Raw genomic sequence first — 15,544 nt, 5'->3', positions numbered from 1 at the left:
CCATGATCATTCTTTTATCGATTTTATTTCCATATAGGGAAAAGCCATTCGTGACTTGTTCCGAGCGAGCCATCTGCATATTACTGAAGGTGCTGATCAGCAGAACACAGAGGATTAGCAATAACAAATCAACATATTTAGAAACTTTTTTTAAAAAAACGGAGTAATCCGTCTCATTATTGGTTAAAAAAAAGCCCATCTTTGAAGGGCGTTTTAAGAAGGTGTCATTCACCATGATCCAAACCTACGTTGAAAGTCTGGAGCAAAGAGATAGGTTCGTACAAAATCACCGAGCGCTGCAGCTGCCTGATCTGTATCTATGCTCAAGCCCAAATTCATCTCTAACCATAGACCGCTGAATAATGAAAATAAGAGCCTCGCCGATCCTTGCGGAGAAAGGTCAGAACGCACCCAGCCCTCAAGTTGACCATGGGCTAAAAGCTCACTCAGTTGCTTACGCATTTGCTGTTCTAAATCAATCAGCTTGATTTGGCCATGACCCCGTGTTATTTCCAACCAACTATCCAAACTGAGATCAAACTCCCCTAGCTGCAACTCTTGCGTTAGTTTCTCTGCACTGATGCTAGCTAAACGATGCAATCCCTCCTTACTAAACAATTGCTGAGCCTGACAAAAGTAGCGTTCGCACTCCTTTGCGATAACACCGTCAATAATTTCTCGCTTGTCGGAGAAATAGCGAAAGACAGCCCCAGCGCTCATGTCCGCCTGTTGGCAGATGTCTTCGGTGCGTGCACCATGGAAGCCTTTTTTCTTGAAGACGCGGGTAGCCGCCAACAGAATCTGTTCGCGGCGTTGCTCATGCAGCTGTTCGTTGCGTGTACGGGCCATGACTAGCTCAACCTAATAACCGGACTGAATAATCTCATAATCATCCATTACCGTGGCTGCCGTCAACCACTAGGTGGGTTAGCTTGGCTCCAGAAACGGTGATCAGGTGGTTGGAATGGTCGAGCTGGCGCTTGAAGGCTGCTTCCTCGGGCTTGGTCGAGGCCAGGTTGTCTGGACGCGAAGTAGGGCTTGGCGCGTTGCGGGATCAAATTCTGCTCGGTGACCCAGAGAGGTTCTAGAGGCGCGATAAGAGGCAGTCACATCAGTGGGTACACTCACGATTACTCTGGACTGCTCCTGAGTCTTAGACATCTCCAAGCTATGCTTTAAGCATAGGGGACACCCATGAACACTGGACTTCCCAGCTATCAACTCGAACACCGACAAACCGTTAATACGTTGAGAAGATAAGCACAATCCTCCTAGACGGGCCATAAGTTCAGCAGTGCTAACCCAAAAGTAGAAAACGAATGCAAACTGCAAAAAATGAAAGGTTCCCGGTTAACCATTTCTTGAGGCGCACCACAAACCTCTAGCGGCATGCTTTGGAAACAGTCTTGCCAGAGTCCCGCCACCCGTGAACCGCCATCTACTCTCGACATCTACACGCCGCTCATTGATGACAGCGCTGACCATGATCGTTGCAGGCGGCATTGCAGTCAGTCCGGTGATCGAAGCCGCTACAGCATCTGAGCAAACCAACATCGAAGTCATGGTCAGGCAGCTCAATGCCCTTGAAGACTCTGCGCGGCGTAGCAGCGCCATCGCAGGTGAACCAGGGCAACGCTACTACTTCGACTATGACCGCCTGGCTGCAGACATCCAGCGGATCCGCCAAGGTCTCCAGGATTATCTCACCCCGAGTCGTGCCCAACCTCGAGACGCCGCAGACCTCTCCGGTCAGTACACCACCGGAGGGAAGTGGCAATGAGCATAAGCTCTGCGCAATCTGACGCATTCAACGCAGCAAGTGGTGCGACCGCCCAGGCTAGTACCAACCTAATCGTCGGGTCAGTGATGACCGTCGCAATGCTCTGGGCGGCATGGGCGCTGTACAGCATCTGGCGTGGCTGGGCCACCAAAAACATCGATCGTTCAATCGCCAGTTCATCGGCCATCCGAGTGCTGCTGCTTTTGATGGTCCTGTCCTTCATCGTTCTCAGTTGATCAAAGGAGCAATCATGCCCACCCCAAAAATTCACCTAATCGCATTGCTTGCCGCTGCATCTGTCATCCAGACAGCGAACGCGGCCTTACGAGGCCTCTCGTAATGAAGGAACCCCCGAAACTAGGCGAAACCGACTTTCGGAAATGGCTGAGGCGATGGACATGTTCACCATGGGTACGGACGGCGAGATGTTCAACTTCAGCGCATCGGCGAGGACATCAGCGAGAAGCTCGATTACACAGCTGGCGTGTTCACAGTCGAGCAACATGTACGTGGAAAGTGGGCCTGCCCCTAGTGCGAAACACTGATCCAGGCACCGATCCGGCACAGTTAATCGACAAGCAGCTCCCGACCGCAGGCCTGCTGGCGCATCCGCATAAGTGGCATACGGTGTAGTAACTGACGGGCTGATACCCTGAGGCAAAACGTCAGGAGCCTGAAAGGAGCACCTATGATTCGGAAAGGATTACCATCGGACGCGAAAGCTATTGCGCAAGTCCATATCAGCAGTTGGCAAGAGGCGTATCGTGACTTGATGCCAGCTGAATACTTGCTGTCATTGGGCGCTTCGCTGCCACAGCGGGAATCCTATTGGATTCGCTCGATTGAGTCGGGCGAATCGAACGTATTCGTCGCGGAACTGAACAACGAGCTGGTCGGCTGGATATCTGTCGGGGTATGCCGAGATGAGGATATAACCGCTGAAAATTTAGCTGAGGTCATGGCTCTCTACGTTATTGCTGAACACTGGAAAACTGGAGTCGGCTTTGCTTTATGGCAGGCCGGGTTACAGCACTTGATAAAGCAAGGTTATCAGCGTTTAACCCTTTGGGTCTTGACCGAAAATGAGCGAGCTATCCGATTTTATCGCGGCGTAGGATGCATTGAAGAAACGGGAAGTGAGCGCGATCTCGAAAGGGGGGGCGCAGCACTTGTAGAGGTGAGGTATCGACTGCCCCTGATCATCTGAGGTCGAGCAAGGTGAGATGCCCGGGCGGATACGCTCTAGAACACTATTGCGATGCTGCATGGCCTCAGCTGCCTTGCGAAGCCGCCAGCGATTCCCCGGATTTATTGCTCGTCAGCCAGTGCATATAAGAGCTCGACTTCGGCGCGGACGTTCTGGCATATCTCGATCAGCTCCTCTGCCTCATGACTCTTGCCAGCCACGACTAGGCTATTAGCAATGCTGATAATATCTGCTGCTGCCCAATCCAAAGTTAGTGCAGATGACTCTAGGTCTTCGGAGAGCTGTTGGTTGGAGCGCTTGAGCCGCATTTACTGATCCTGTCGATCGATTAAATCAATAGACCATCAGGTGATCACGGGCGATGCAAGGCGTCGCTTAAATCCATATTGATAATGTCCCTGCATAAATCAATTCGTGGTTAGCTTGCAAATTAGCTAAGGGGGATGTATTGAAACGAAAACTTATGAGGCGTCAATCTCTGCATACCAGTCCTAGCGCCCTGACTCGACGGAGAGAAGGCAGTGAACACGCTTCAAGCATTAATTTTCGATGTTCAGGGGACTGTCACCGATTTTCGTTCGAGCATCGCGCAACAGGCGGCAGCCATTGCAGGTAGCCGGGCTACCGGCGTCGACTGGGGATGTTTTGTCGATGACTGGCGAGGCAAGTATCGCCCGGCCCTCGATGACATTCTTTGTGACAGGCGGCCATGGACGTCTGTGGATCGTCTCTATCGCTGCGCCCTCGATGAGGTCATCGAGACGTACCACGTAGGATTTCTCTCCCCCGAGGAGCGTGAGCGCATCAATTTCGCCTGGCAGACGATTGCTCCCTGGCCCGATGCTGTTCAGGGCCTGCATAGACTTAGGACCCGCTTCAAGATAGTGACCTTGTCAAATGCCGATGTCAGTGCGGTGGTCAACATTTCAAAAGCAGGAGCTTTACCCTGGGATGCCATCTTCGCTGCTGAGATGGTTGAGACCTTCAAGCCTGATCCGCGGACTTATGAAATGGCGCTCCGTTATCTTGATGTGGCCGCCGACAATGCCATGATGGTTGCCTGTCACAAGTACGATCTGTTGGCGGCGGGGGCATTGGGTATGAAAACTGCGTTCGTCGCCAGGCCGCTGGAGTTCGGGCCTCAGGGTAATGTCGATACGGCTTTTGATGAGCGCTTCGATATCAATGCCCGAGACTTTCTGGACTTGGCTGATCAACTGGACTGCTGAATAGTCCTGGCAGCGTATCAGAGCCACGTGAAGAAGATTACAACCTCTAGGCAGGTGGCGTGGTGATGATAATTAGTGTGATTATGCTAATTTATCTTATTACTGATGTCGTATATGCATATCTGAATTTATGATTGCTAAATTTGAGGGTGCATGAATATTAGGTGTCACGCGACATTGAATATCGCAAAATAAAATGTTATGCAGGAATCTGTAGGTAACTTTTAAGGTTAATCACTGGAGAAGTAAATTGGAAGTCAGGATTGAAGTATTGGATTCTCCAACAGAAAAAGATCAGTCAGTTTTGGATAGTAGGTTTTCAGAATATCTTCGGATTCAATACCCAGATCTAACACCAGAGTCGGAAGATAAGATGTTTATGCTGGTTGCGCACGACGACGTAGGCGAGTATGTCGGTGCAATTAAGTTTAATTGTTACTGGGATGGGGTGGAGATTGATACCTTTTGGGTTAAGGAATCTCATCGCGGTAGAAAAATTGGTTCTATGCTATTGGAGAGGGCAGAAAAAATTGGCGTTGAAAATGGGGCGATGGTTGCATTCTTAAAAACCTTTGATGCTAAAAACTTCTACGAACAGCATGGGTACGAGATTTATGGTGTTCTGGAAGGTCGACCTGTTGGGACCAGCCTGTATCACCTAAAAAAACGGCTGGTAAAAAGTGCCTAACAAAGGATGCAAATGATTCGCTTCGCTCAGCAATAAGGGCTAAAGCCCGTCTTTTAAAGAATAAAACTGAAGCGAAAATCCGCTTTAGGAAAAATCGCGAGATACGCCTACATTCCAGGTCGAAAAATGAGTGCGCTCCATGAAAGACAAAGCCCCGAAGTGCGTAAGTCTTCGGGGCTTCTATTTTCGCCAATCCCCTTGTTGATGGCGAACGTGGCGCGGATGTTAACAGCGAGTCTTGATGGTGTCGATGGGGCTCTATTGTCTGGAGGCTCAGGCAGACCGACAGCCCGGAGGTGAAGGTGCGGGCAGTGCTGCAGAGCACCGAAAGCTGATCGGGTACGAGCGCTTGCTCGTTGCGGCAGTCGCAGCTTGCGTGTGATCAGCAGATGCTGGTCAAAGCCGGAGCAGGAGAGTGCGTGTGAGCAGGCCTGCGCCAGTTTGGCGAGATAATATGTGGGAAATCGTCGGCGTGCTGCCGGATGAGGCGGACGTTCTGCTTAATCGTAGGCAAACTGGTCAATTAACCCGAGACGTGGAACGTGTGTCTTTGGCCGCAATAGAGCACCGGGTGCGATGACTGCGTTCGCCCCAATTTTGCAGCCATCGCCGACCAAGGCACCGAATTTCTTAATTCCTGTTTCGATCACATTATCTGCATAGCGGATTTTGATATCCACACCATCTAGCTCGTTGCGGTAATTGGCTATAATTGCACCTGCTTCGACATTCACGTTCTCGCCAATCAATGAGTCGCCGACAAAATTGAAGTGCGCCAGCTTGCTTCCGGCAAGCATGAAGCTGCTTTTCACTTCGCAGCTTGGGCCAACAATGCATTCACTGTCGAGATAAACACCCCCACGTAGGTAGGCACCCGCCGCCACGAAGGATCCTGCGCCGATGATAATCGCGCCCTTTAACACAGCACCTTGCTCAACAACGGCAGTTTCATGGACTGCACAGTTTCCGTGGCGTCGATAACCTGCGCCAAGCCGTGCCAGCAAAGCCAGAACTTGATTTTCGCAGTCTTGAGAAACCATCCAAGCGGTAGGGGGAGCCAGGCCCAGCAAGGGCCATCGAGCAATAAATGTACTGATTTCTGGTAGTTTCATCGAAAATTTTCCAGGCAATAAGGTATGGAAATATCCGCGTTCCTAGCGCAGAAGACAATCGCGCTCTTGGGAAACTCAACTGCATACTCTGTCTTGGCTTGCAAAACTGGATAGATGACTTCGCTGGACGGATACCCATTTTCCACTGCAGATGCATGGAGCTGCAGCGCTTAAAGAGGCGCGCATGAGCAACATCGCATACACGATGCTTGGTCAGGTCACAGGCTCGTAGCTTGCTGTCGATTGCCAAATCGAAGAGGGCTAAATCACGAGTGTCTTGCGCGATTTGAAGCCTTACCCGAATGGCCCAGATATCTTTCAGTCGGAGCGGGGCTTTCTGCCCAACCAGTTTTCCTTTGTTCCAAGGCTGACGTCTGCTGGTTGTAATAGTGTTCATGTCTTGTCCTCCATGTGAGGGAGGGCAAGGATAATCAGCTCGGTCCAGTGGCGCTAACCGACCCATTGCAATCACTCATGGAGAACAGCGACAATCCCCATCGCCGGTTCGTTTGTAAGGAAGCAGATATCAATGAAAGCATTGATCGTGATTGATGTGCAGCACGGGCTATTTACACTATTGCCCAGGCCCTACTCATAATTAGAGGTCATGAAACGGATTAACGAATTGTCACGGCGCGCTAGATTGGGTAACGCGCCCGTTATTTTTGTTCAGCACGAAGCTATCAGCGGCGACTATTTCATGCATGGCAGCGAAGCATGGGCCCTGGATGCCAGCCTGACTATAGGCAGCACTGATCACTTTGTTCGCAAGACCACCCCTGATTCATTTTTGAGAACAAATCTCGAATCCGTACTGTTAGAAAACAGCATTTCTCATCTTGTTATATGTGGCTATGCCACGGAATTCTGCATCGACACTACGGTCCGTCGTGCAGCTTCACTGGGGTATGACGTGGCCATTGTGAGTGATGCTCACACTACTCACGACAAAGCCCATGACGAGGCGGCGCACATCATCGCTCACCATAATGCCACTTTGCCCAATATCAAAAGCTTTGGGGTGCATATACTGGCCCAGAAAAGTAAAGCCGTTGAGTTCGCTCACGTTTAGGCGTCCAGCATTCTGCCAGATCAGTGACATGCCCACTCGAATGGCTGCATCGGTCCGGGTCCATCGTGGCCCTAAGCTGCTCTTGGCAGAGGGTAGCCAACCGCAAATAGTAGCGTTCAGTCTATTCCTGCTTTTTCGGTTCACAGTGGGCATTCAAGAGTGCTGGTAAATAGGTGCAAGTTCACTACCTTTGGTCTGTCCCGGGCTGAGTGGACACTGACTTAAGGTGGATAATGTCCACCGCAAGGAGTGTTCATGACCCAGACCAGACGACGTTTTCCCGAATCCTTCAAACGCGAGGCGGTAGACCAGGTACTTGCCGGCACGCCGCTTCGTCATGTAGCCGAGACGCTCGGCATCGCTGAAAGCCTGCTGGGCAAATGGAAGCGCCAGTACGAGCAGCAAGGTGACGATGCCTTTCCGGGCAACGGCAAGCAGCGTGGTGAGAGCGCGGAGCTGCGGCGTCTACGCTAGCAACTGGCTCAGGTCACCATGGAGCGCGATGTTTTAAAAAAGGCGCTCGCCATCTTCTCGCAGCCCACGAAGTGAAGTTCCGCGCCATCGAGGCGTTGGCTGGTCGCTATCCCGTAGCGGCTTATATGCCTGGCAGCAGCGGCCACCTTCGTCGAGAGAGATGGCGAATCGGCGTCTAAGCAAGGAGATCCGCACCATTCACCACGAGGTGAATGGGATCTATGGCCATCGCCGAATCAAGGCCGAGTTAGCGGCCATGGGGCATGCGTGTGGTCGACACCGGGTTGCTCGACTGATGCGCGAAGCCGGTCTGCGCGTTCCCTCGCGCAAGCGCTGGCGGCTGCTTTCCAGCAGTCGTCATGCTCTGCCGATTGCCCCGAACCACCTGGATCGCCAGTTCGCCTCGGATCGCGTCAATCGGCACTGGGTCTAGGACATGACCTACGCGCGGACGGCCCAAGGTTGGCTGTATCTGGCAGTCGTGCTCGATCTCTATTCACGAGCCGTCGTCGGTTGGGCGATACACCACCGCATGCAGCAGGCCTTGGTACACGCCACGCTGGAGATGGCCATTGAACGCCAGCAGCCGAAAGAAGAAGTGCTGCTGCACTCGGATCGAGGCAGCCCAATACTGCGCGTACGACTACCAGGCCTTACTTCGGCGACATCGAATCGTGCCCAGCCATTCACGTCCCGGGAACTGCTGGGACAACGCCGCGATGGAGAGCTTCTTCCGTCCGCTGAAGGCTGAGCGAGTGTATCTGACGCGCTATGCCAGCTACCACGAGGCGAAAACCGACCTGTTCGACTACACCCGCTTTTACAATCACCGCCGCCGCTACTCGACGTTGGGCTATCTCAGCCCGATGGAGTTTGAGCGGCGCTATGCGAGCAGTAACTCTTAACTACCTGTCCACCAGCTCCGGAACAGACCAAAGTTCCTATCGAAGGAAAAATAATAGTTAGGGGTGACGCTCAAAAAATAAGAAAAGCCACCAGCTTTAGGTTTCCTTAACAATCAATCTAAGCATATAAAAAAATCATCTAACTGAGCCCTATATTTTCCTTCGAGTATTTTCACAGGGTGTTGTGGATCACAGAATTCAATGACTGCTTTGTATCCACACTCATGTCAATCAAATAGAAGGAACTGTCCTATGCAACTCGTTCAGAGACTCTCCCTGCTGCTGCTTCTCACCTTGGGAGCAGGCCACTTCTCGCTCGCCAATGCCGAACCCGTCAGGGCCGCAGGATGTCCGCTTCCCAATAGCCAGGGCCTTTGACAGGCCACCTGCTGGATACATCCAAATTGCTACTACCCATTATGCAACCAACCTTCAATAGTACGTATGCCATTACATGGAGTTCCGTCATGCCTTTTGAGATGAATGCCTTTATAGAAGCTAAACAGGACGCCGAGGATAACCTGATATCCACCATCCTTGACGAAGCGGCCGCACGTTGGGAAGAAGATCCCGAGCGGGCAGTCGTCTGTTGCACGGAAGAAAGATAGAACAGCGATAACCTGGGGGAGCGGCCTAAGGGCCGTTCCTCATCGTGGAGTACATCCAGCATGGAAGACAAACATGAGAAGAACACCGGCATTACAAGATGTATTGGCCTATCGCAATGATGCCCTGGTTAAGACCATGTCGAAAAAACATGGACTGCCCATCCACGAATGCCAAGAACTGTTTATTGATTTGAAGAAATGGATATGGCTCATCGGTACTAGGGACGAAAGACCTTTCGCTTTCCCCTGCTTTCAGGAGCAATGGGTACTAGATGGTTTCTGGCACGAATTCATTCTCAGTACTCGAGAATACACCGACTTCTGCACTTATTACTTTGGTCACTACATACACCACAAACCTGCCCCTGATGATGTGCAAGGTGCAGGCGCCACACTGATCAGACAAGACCTAGAGCATTTTATCGACATCAATAAAGGCTTGCTGGAAGAAGCAATGTTGGAAGTCCAGCAGAAACTGGGACGGGAAGTTGTCATCCGTTGGTACAGGGATATTCCGAGGCAGTACCCGCTACTGACCTGAAAGTCTACGCCGCAAACTAAGCCTCACAAGGATGTAAGACATGCCAACCATGAGAAACGTAATACTGGATGACTTGACGAGTGATGAATGCATACTTGAAGTCATACCGTCATGGACAGTGGAAAACGCCGACCAACATCTCTGGCTACATAGTGAGAAAGGCGACTCCATCGTCTTCTCCAATACTCAGGACGAGTACCACATCCTGGCGGATGCCTCATCTGATGGACTTATAGGTCGTCGAGTGTCAGCCTCCACCGGCAAACGATATCGCACCTCCGCGCTGGCCAACCTCTGGGAGTTGGGACTCATTCGGGTTCATGACGGGAGCCCACGCGAAGCTGCCGATACTGAAACTCGCTTCGTCTGGCAGGACGAATATTTCAAGGCATTCGCCAGCAGTACGAACTCAGTCCAGCGGATGAACACTCGCTTGCAGAACTCAACGGTATGCATCGTCGGCGCTGGCGCCGCAGGCTCTCTGGCGGCACTCATGCTGGCCGCCGCCGGAGTCGGCGGTATACGCCTGGTGGACGGCGACCGCGTGGCGCGGAGCAACCTCCCCCGACAATTTCTCTACCCAGAAAGCAGTATTGGCCAGCACAAGGCCGAAGTGCTGCGCGACATTCTTTTGGCTCAGCACTCACCGGTGCGGGTTGAGGCACTGACCAGCTATGTCAATAGCCAGGAACAGGCATTGAGCGCGGCTAGCGGCACCGAATTCATATTGCTGACCGCTGATCAACCAAGACTGAAAATTCGCGAATGGATCGGCAAGGCTTCGCTGGCGCTGCGCACACCCTATCTGGCCATGGCCAGCAACTGGATTGGACCGATCAGCGTTCCCTTCCAGTCGCCCTGCTATCTCTGTCAGGCACGTACATACCGATCGCGCTATGCAGACCCGGCCAGCTTCCTGCAAAAGCTCACCGCGCACCCGCTACCTGCACGCGCCGCTTTTGGTCCGAGGCCCGCCTTGGTAGCGAGCTTCATGACTTCGACGATCCTGCATTTTCTAACCGGCAATAGCAGCCAGGAAGCGCTCTTCGAAAGCTTCAAGGTGTCCCTGGATGGATACACGGAACGCCAGGCCTACATCCGCTACCGAAACTGTCCAGCCTGCTCTGAGTCCACCACTGTCTGACGCTGCCTCCCTGAAAAACCACCCTCCAGAGGTCACGCCTTAATGCTTCGTATATCTCTATCTCCCGTTCTGTTTGTCTGCATACTTGGCATGAACAGTATGGGGTCGAGCCTGACTACCTTCGGGATTGCTGCATGGATATTCCATGTAACAGGTTCCTACAGCGCAATGACCTTACTGGGAATCATCACTCCACTCACAGTCCTTCTGTTTGCTCCCATCGCGGGACTGGCCAGTGATCGCTACGAAAAGAAAAAAATTCTGATCGCCGCCGACAGCCTTTCTTGTGTCAGCCTGCTGTTATCCCTCACTCTGTATCGATACGGTCTGTTCGGAACTCTTCAGGCCATTACCCTGGCATTGTGCCTTGCTTGCGCGAACGAATTTCGCTATACCGCCTCGGCCTCTCTGATCCCAGAGATCACGCCCAAGGACGCGTTGCTGAAGGTCAACTCGGTCCAGCAAGTCTTCCGTGGCGGCTCACTCATATTAGGACCAATACTGGGGGCAGTCGGCTTCGACTACCTCGGCCTCCCTCTGCTGCTCGGTAGCGACGCACTGACCTTTGTCACCAGCGCAACTCTGCTGCTTTGCTGCACGTTCAGCGTTACTTTCAGCTCCCCGCTTCGCCTCCCGAAAAGTCCCCCAGTGATCGCTGAGATTCGACAGAGCCTGCTTTGGCTCTTGAGCAAGCGCCCCCTGGTGACCCTGCTACTCGTCTTCATGCTGATCAACGCTCTGCTTTCGATCTTCATGGTCGCCCTGACGCCTTATGTACTGAATTCGCGATCCAATCTTGAGTTAGGGTTGGTATCAGCAGCGATCGGAGCTGGAATGCTGCTCTCGGGGCTCTCCATGGCCCGGCTCAAGAAACGTATTCACCCCGTGTATTTGCTGATCGCCAGTACCTTCATTCTCGGCTTCAGCTTCATTGCCATTGGGCTGGCGGCCTTCAGGGAGAGTCTTTGGTTACTGACACCCTTGGTCGGGGCCTCAGTAGCACTCCTGGCCAGCTCCAACCAGACTATCTGGCATACCCATACGCCACAGGACATACAAGGCAAGATCATCGCGTTACGCTCAATCACTCAGTACCTAATGACCCCGACGTCCCTTTTACTGTCGGCCCCTGCGGTTTCCTCTTTGATCACCCCTATCGTCAACAGACACACCAGTGCAGCGCTCCTTTGGGGCAACGGCCTGACAGGCTCGCTAGGATTAATGATCTCCGTCATAGGAACCCTCTTGCTAGGAGTTGGGAGCGTCACCCTGTTTAGCCGGCACATTCGTAAGCTCATTCCTGCACCAAGAGAAACACGTGCCTCTGGCAATCAAGGAACTCACGCTACCATGCAAGAAGGTATAACGGATGTGTAGGAATCCCCGGACGACCACGTCATCCATGAGTCTATGGGGCGTACCTGATAAAATATTAACTATATAATAATCAGAGGGTTATGAATGAGTGCAAGTTTCTCGGGCATTAGCTGGGGCTTTCTTACTATCGATCGACGTTTACTGAAAGTACAACTCAGCTTTTTACTGATGGTGCTTGGGGGCAGGTGTAATCAGCTGGCGGTAGCCTGGTGGGCTCTACAAGAAACTGGCTCTGCACTTTATTTTGCTAATATGATTGCCTGTGCTATCACGGTAGAGGTATTGGCCAAACCACTCCTCGGTTGGCTAGGGGACAAGTACAACAAAATTACAATCATAAAAACCGCTTCATGGATCAGCTTACTGACTACTCTATTGATGGTACTGTTGTCGCTCATAGGGGAGTTCAATCCTTGGATGGTTGGTGTGCTGATGCTGATCAGCAGCGCGATTGTTGGAATACGCGACCCTCTTCAATCGTCGATTATTCCTTTGTTTGCAAATGATGACCAGGTATCTCTAGCTTTTCGTAGCAAAAGTGTGATGTCGTCATTTTCTATTTTGTTAGGACCCGTGCTCGCCAGTGGGCTGATCTATGGAGTCGGCATAACGTTTGCTTTTGTCGCAGATTTTTTTGCAGTTCTTATTGCGGGAATATTGATTGCAACTATCCCGAGCCACATAGGCGCCTCTGTTCAGGACGAAAGAAGTCAAGGCAGAGGAGGTTTCAGTATGATCTATGAAGGATTCAAAGTAGTTTACGGTGTAAAGGTTGAGTTTTATCTTGCCGTTATTGCAATGATGATAAACTTCGCCCTTTTCCCGTTCTTCACTATTCTTATTCCGCTATACGTTAAGAATGTCATGCATTACCCGGTGACTTACATTGGTCTCTTGGACTCTTGCTTCGGACTAGGTATCTTGGCGGGAAGTTACAAAATAATAAGCTGGATGTCTGACAAAATTCCACGTGATTTATGTGTATCTTCTGGCTTTGCTTTCCTAGGGTGTAATCTATTGGTAGCCGGCAGTATTTCATCCCCACTAATTGTATCTATTGCATTTTTCTGGGGGGGCGTGGGGCTAATGCTAATAAATATCCCAACGTCTGCTGTTAGGCTGCTTGCAACTCCCAAAAACTATCGTAATCGTATATTTGCTACAGTCTCATTTTTATCTGCGGCAGCTAGCCCAGTGGGAAGTTTCGCCATGAACACTCTAATCGAAAACTTCGGAATAGAACTAACCATTACATTACTAGGCGGAATGGTTTTATTATTGTCTCTATTGGTTTTCTTGATACCCGACTTCAGAGCGTTCATGCGCTCCCAAGACACACAGCTTTGTGACGCCTACTTAGAAAAGTACCCCAAAGCTTTTTCGAAATATTGATCCTATACGAGACCCGATTCTCGGGTCATGACTCAGTTGACAAATACGCTTATAGCCTCGGTCACGTATGTTTCCCCTGCCAAACTTAAGCAGCTTATACTTTCGGTTTTGTCTTGAGGAGGCCCCTAATCACCTATGCGCTCATCAACAAAGTGGCTATTTTCTTCATACAGAACGTAATGGCCTGATAGCACTATTGGAAGAGTGGCAAGCTGCAGCAGTGAACCATGCGGCGCTCGGCATTCAATTTTCACAGCGACCTGCCGCCGAAGTGATTCAGGAAATAGCCGAAGATGCTCTACCGCCCTTTTCATCACTTCAGGGCCCGCCGCCTATTGCGCTAGATTGGTAGAGTTCAAGGCTAAAAGGTGTAGTACGTCAGTATGACTTGATGGCCGTAATCGACACCAGAAAATCCCAACGTCTTGGTTATCCATTTTCTACTGCACTCAGTTTTGAGTCGACCCAGGCTGTACCTATCTACTAATGACTAGGTATAGCCCGTATGTTAAAAGCCATCCTCCTTATCATCTTCGGTTCACTTGCACTTGGGGACGCTCACGCTGAAGCCTGGGCAGTCACCGACTCCGCTCATCCACTGGTAGTTCCTGCAGGCGTTCAGGTTCGCGTCATTCTGTTGGATGGCCAGGAGCGCCTAGAAAACCAGCTATCACGTAACCTCCCCCCCAATCCCCAGCAGGCCACAATCGCTGCTCAACGAATGATGAAGAGCGCAGAAGGCGTCCGCTTAATGGGGGAGTTGGCCAAGGCACAGCAGGGGCTGACTGTAGTGGTCAACTAATCCCGGACACTGCGTTAAGTTTTCCCTCGGCCACTGCGGGCGCCAACCCGCTGTTGAATTGATGTGGCCGTTGCCAGTTGTACCTCTGCATCAAAAAACGACCGATATCCTGCTGTGCCAGCGATGCACTCATATAGCCCACGGTCGGTATCCATTCCGTTTTCAGGCTGCGAAACAACCGTTCCATCGGTGCGTTCTCGTAGCAGTTTCCACGCCGACTCATGCTTTGCGTGAAGCGATAACGCCATAGCCGCTGGCGAAAGCTCCGGCTGCCGTATTGGCTGCCTTGGTCGCTGTGAAACAGCATATTCTGGGGGCGGCCACGCTGTTCATACGCTATATCCAAAGCCTTGATCACCAGGTCGGCATCGGGCTTCGATGAAAATGCCCAGCCCACTACGCGGCGGGCGAACAGATCGATCACAACCGCCACATAGTGCCAGCGGCCTTGAGCCCAGATATAGGTGATGTCACCGCACCAGACCTTATTCGGTTTCTCTACAGTGAACTCCCGATCCAGCACGTTCGGGATATCTGGCCGTTCCACTGTCGCCTTTTTATAGGCATGTGAGCCAGGCTGCTTGCTGACCAGTTTCATCTCGCTCATCAGCTTGCGTACCTTGAATCGCCCAATCTCTATGCCGTCCTCACGCATCATGAACGTGATGCTTCGGCTGCCCGCCGCGCTGCGGCTTTGGGAGAACAGCTCGTTCACGCGACTACGCAAAACCATCCGCTCAACGTTCGGAGATCGACGCTTGCGGCAGTGCGCCTAATAGCAAGATCGGGTGACTTCAAATACCGAGCACAACAGATCAACAGGCTCTTCAGAGCGAAGTTGATCAATTAACGCGAACGCTCGTGTTCCTCGGCCATCAAGAGCGCGGTGGCCTTTCTTAGGATCGTTTTTTCCCGTTCCAGCCGATTGATCCGGGCCTCTAACTCCTGGATTTTTTGCTGCTCGGGAGTCAACACTTTGCTTTGCGGAGTCACGCCATTGCGCTCCTGTTGAAGTTGGTTAACCCAGCGACGCAGCGCAGACTCGACAACTCCAAGGGAACGACAGGCTTCGATATGGCTATAGCCCTGATCGAGCACCAGACATGCAGCTTCGCGCTTGAACTCAGGAGTAAAGGTACGGCGTTGCTTGGTCATCGGACACCTCTCTGTGGCGAGCATTCTCGCCTAAATGAGTGTCCTGTTTCATTAGACC

The 15,544-nt window shown here is 51.7% G+C and carries 20 protein-coding genes and 4 pseudogenes; 18 read left to right on the top strand and 6 right to left on the bottom strand.

Annotated elements, in window-relative coordinates:
• Both AC3WK8_RS26680 and AC3WK8_RS26675 read right to left on the bottom strand, forming a co-directional pair.
• Positions 1 to 235: hypothetical protein (locus AC3WK8_RS26680; RefSeq protein WP_218278012.1), on the bottom strand; the 235-nt coding region annotated here is incomplete at its 3' end.
• Complete coding sequence (locus AC3WK8_RS26675; protein WP_085600478.1) at positions 229 to 849, bottom strand: TetR/AcrR family transcriptional regulator; 621 nt, start codon at positions 847 to 849, stop codon at positions 229 to 231. The genes AC3WK8_RS26680 and AC3WK8_RS26675, both read right to left, overlap by 7 nt.
• Positions 850 to 1,468: 619 nt before the next feature.
• On the opposite strand from AC3WK8_RS26675, the gene AC3WK8_RS26670 reads away from it, so the two are divergent.
• From AC3WK8_RS26670 to AC3WK8_RS26655, 4 genes and pseudogenes are all read left to right on the top strand, one after another.
• Positions 1,469 to 1,780: an integrative conjugative element protein, RAQPRD family gene (locus AC3WK8_RS26670; RefSeq protein ID WP_103326306.1), complete on the top strand. Its 312-nt coding sequence runs from the start codon at positions 1,469 to 1,471 to the stop codon at positions 1,778 to 1,780.
• Positions 1,777 to 2,016 carry a TIGR03758 family integrating conjugative element protein gene (locus AC3WK8_RS26665; RefSeq protein WP_103326305.1) on the top strand — a complete coding sequence of 80 codons (240 nt, stop codon included), beginning with the start codon at positions 1,777 to 1,779 and terminating at the stop codon, positions 2,014 to 2,016. The genes AC3WK8_RS26670 and AC3WK8_RS26665 overlap by 4 nt, the downstream gene beginning before the upstream one ends.
• A gap of 197 nt (positions 2,017 to 2,213) precedes the next feature.
• Positions 2,214 to 2,389, top strand: a pseudogene (locus AC3WK8_RS26660) (IS66 family transposase zinc-finger binding domain-containing protein); the annotation flags it as partial.
• A gap of 79 nt (positions 2,390 to 2,468) precedes the next feature.
• A complete protein-coding gene (locus AC3WK8_RS26655) occupies positions 2,469 to 2,987 on the top strand; it encodes a GNAT family N-acetyltransferase (protein ID WP_103326304.1) in 519 nt (172 codons plus the stop codon).
• A gap of 101 nt (positions 2,988 to 3,088) precedes the next feature.
• Here the strand turns inward: AC3WK8_RS26655 and AC3WK8_RS26650 are convergent, their stop codons facing one another.
• The gene (locus tag AC3WK8_RS26650) at positions 3,089 to 3,295 is read right to left on the bottom strand and encodes a hypothetical protein (RefSeq protein ID WP_085600502.1); all 207 of its coding nucleotides are present in this window, start codon (positions 3,293 to 3,295) and stop codon (positions 3,089 to 3,091) included.
• Between the two features lie 213 nt (positions 3,296 to 3,508).
• On the opposite strand from AC3WK8_RS26650, the gene AC3WK8_RS26645 reads away from it, so the two are divergent.
• Entirely contained in the window at positions 3,509 to 4,216 is a 708-nt protein-coding gene (locus tag AC3WK8_RS26645) for a haloacid dehalogenase type II (RefSeq protein ID WP_085600504.1), read from the top strand.
• 250 nt (positions 4,217 to 4,466) lie between these two features.
• Positions 4,467 to 4,904: a GNAT family N-acetyltransferase gene (locus AC3WK8_RS26640; protein WP_085600506.1), complete on the top strand. Its 438-nt coding sequence runs from the start codon at positions 4,467 to 4,469 to the stop codon at positions 4,902 to 4,904.
• 500 nt (positions 4,905 to 5,404) lie between these two features.
• On the opposite strand, the gene AC3WK8_RS26635 is transcribed toward AC3WK8_RS26640, so the two are convergent.
• Together AC3WK8_RS26635 and AC3WK8_RS26630 are read right to left on the bottom strand one after the other, a co-directional pair.
• The gene (locus AC3WK8_RS26635; RefSeq protein ID WP_103326302.1) at positions 5,405 to 6,016 is read right to left on the bottom strand and encodes an LbetaH domain-containing protein; all 612 of its coding nucleotides are present in this window, start codon (positions 6,014 to 6,016) and stop codon (positions 5,405 to 5,407) included.
• 184 nt (positions 6,017 to 6,200) lie between these two features.
• A pseudogene (locus AC3WK8_RS26630) lies at positions 6,201 to 6,413 on the bottom strand (integrase); the annotation flags it as partial.
• Between the two features lie 210 nt (positions 6,414 to 6,623).
• Here AC3WK8_RS26630 and AC3WK8_RS26625 point away from each other — a divergent pair.
• From AC3WK8_RS26625 to AC3WK8_RS26570, 12 genes and pseudogenes are all read left to right on the top strand, one after another.
• Positions 6,624 to 7,088 carry an isochorismatase family protein gene (locus AC3WK8_RS26625; RefSeq protein WP_241107340.1) on the top strand — a complete coding sequence of 155 codons (465 nt, stop codon included), beginning with the start codon at positions 6,624 to 6,626 and terminating at the stop codon, positions 7,086 to 7,088.
• Between the two features lie 255 nt (positions 7,089 to 7,343).
• Positions 7,344 to 7,562, top strand: a complete 219-nt coding sequence (locus tag AC3WK8_RS26620) for a transposase (protein WP_058017057.1) — start codon at positions 7,344 to 7,346, stop codon at positions 7,560 to 7,562.
• Between the two features lie 160 nt (positions 7,563 to 7,722).
• Positions 7,723 to 7,995, top strand: a complete 273-nt coding sequence (locus AC3WK8_RS26615; RefSeq protein ID WP_085600510.1) for an IS3 family transposase — start codon at positions 7,723 to 7,725, stop codon at positions 7,993 to 7,995.
• A gap of 3 nt (positions 7,996 to 7,998) precedes the next feature.
• The gene (locus AC3WK8_RS26610; RefSeq protein ID WP_219738278.1) at positions 7,999 to 8,313 is read left to right on the top strand and encodes a DDE-type integrase/transposase/recombinase; all 315 of its coding nucleotides are present in this window, start codon (positions 7,999 to 8,001) and stop codon (positions 8,311 to 8,313) included.
• Positions 8,237 to 8,467, top strand: a complete 231-nt coding sequence (locus AC3WK8_RS26605) for an integrase core domain-containing protein (RefSeq protein WP_219738279.1) — start codon at positions 8,237 to 8,239, stop codon at positions 8,465 to 8,467. Before AC3WK8_RS26610 ends, AC3WK8_RS26605 begins: the two co-directional genes overlap by 77 nt.
• A gap of 467 nt (positions 8,468 to 8,934) precedes the next feature.
• Complete coding sequence (locus AC3WK8_RS26600) at positions 8,935 to 9,075, top strand: hypothetical protein (RefSeq protein ID WP_158091456.1); 141 nt, start codon at positions 8,935 to 8,937, stop codon at positions 9,073 to 9,075.
• Between the two features lie 73 nt (positions 9,076 to 9,148).
• Complete coding sequence (locus tag AC3WK8_RS26595) at positions 9,149 to 9,616, top strand: UCP032817 domain-containing protein (RefSeq protein WP_085600514.1); 468 nt, start codon at positions 9,149 to 9,151, stop codon at positions 9,614 to 9,616.
• A gap of 40 nt (positions 9,617 to 9,656) precedes the next feature.
• Complete coding sequence (locus AC3WK8_RS26590) at positions 9,657 to 10,760, top strand: ThiF family adenylyltransferase (RefSeq protein WP_103326301.1); 1,104 nt, start codon at positions 9,657 to 9,659, stop codon at positions 10,758 to 10,760.
• A gap of 42 nt (positions 10,761 to 10,802) precedes the next feature.
• A complete protein-coding gene (locus tag AC3WK8_RS26585; RefSeq protein ID WP_103326300.1) occupies positions 10,803 to 12,137 on the top strand; it encodes an MFS transporter in 1,335 nt (444 codons plus the stop codon).
• A gap of 84 nt (positions 12,138 to 12,221) precedes the next feature.
• Positions 12,222 to 13,529: an MFS transporter gene (locus AC3WK8_RS26580; protein ID WP_103326299.1), complete on the top strand. Its 1,308-nt coding sequence runs from the start codon at positions 12,222 to 12,224 to the stop codon at positions 13,527 to 13,529.
• 154 nt (positions 13,530 to 13,683) lie between these two features.
• Positions 13,684 to 13,881 (top strand): annotated as a pseudogene (locus AC3WK8_RS26575) (LLM class flavin-dependent oxidoreductase); the annotation flags it as partial.
• A 153-nt stretch (positions 13,882 to 14,034) separates the two neighbouring features.
• The gene (locus AC3WK8_RS26570; protein WP_103326298.1) at positions 14,035 to 14,331 is read left to right on the top strand and encodes a DUF1525 domain-containing protein; all 297 of its coding nucleotides are present in this window, start codon (positions 14,035 to 14,037) and stop codon (positions 14,329 to 14,331) included.
• On the opposite strand, the pseudogene AC3WK8_RS26565 reads toward AC3WK8_RS26570, so the two are convergent.
• A pseudogene (locus tag AC3WK8_RS26565) lies at positions 14,324 to 15,486 on the bottom strand (IS3 family transposase). The gene AC3WK8_RS26570 and the pseudogene AC3WK8_RS26565 overlap by 8 nt on opposite strands.
• Positions 15,487 to 15,544: the final 58 nt, after the last annotated feature.

Source organism: Pseudomonas sp. FW507-12TSA (assembly GCF_058781435.1).
This window is presented reverse-complemented; position numbering and strand designations above follow the sequence as displayed.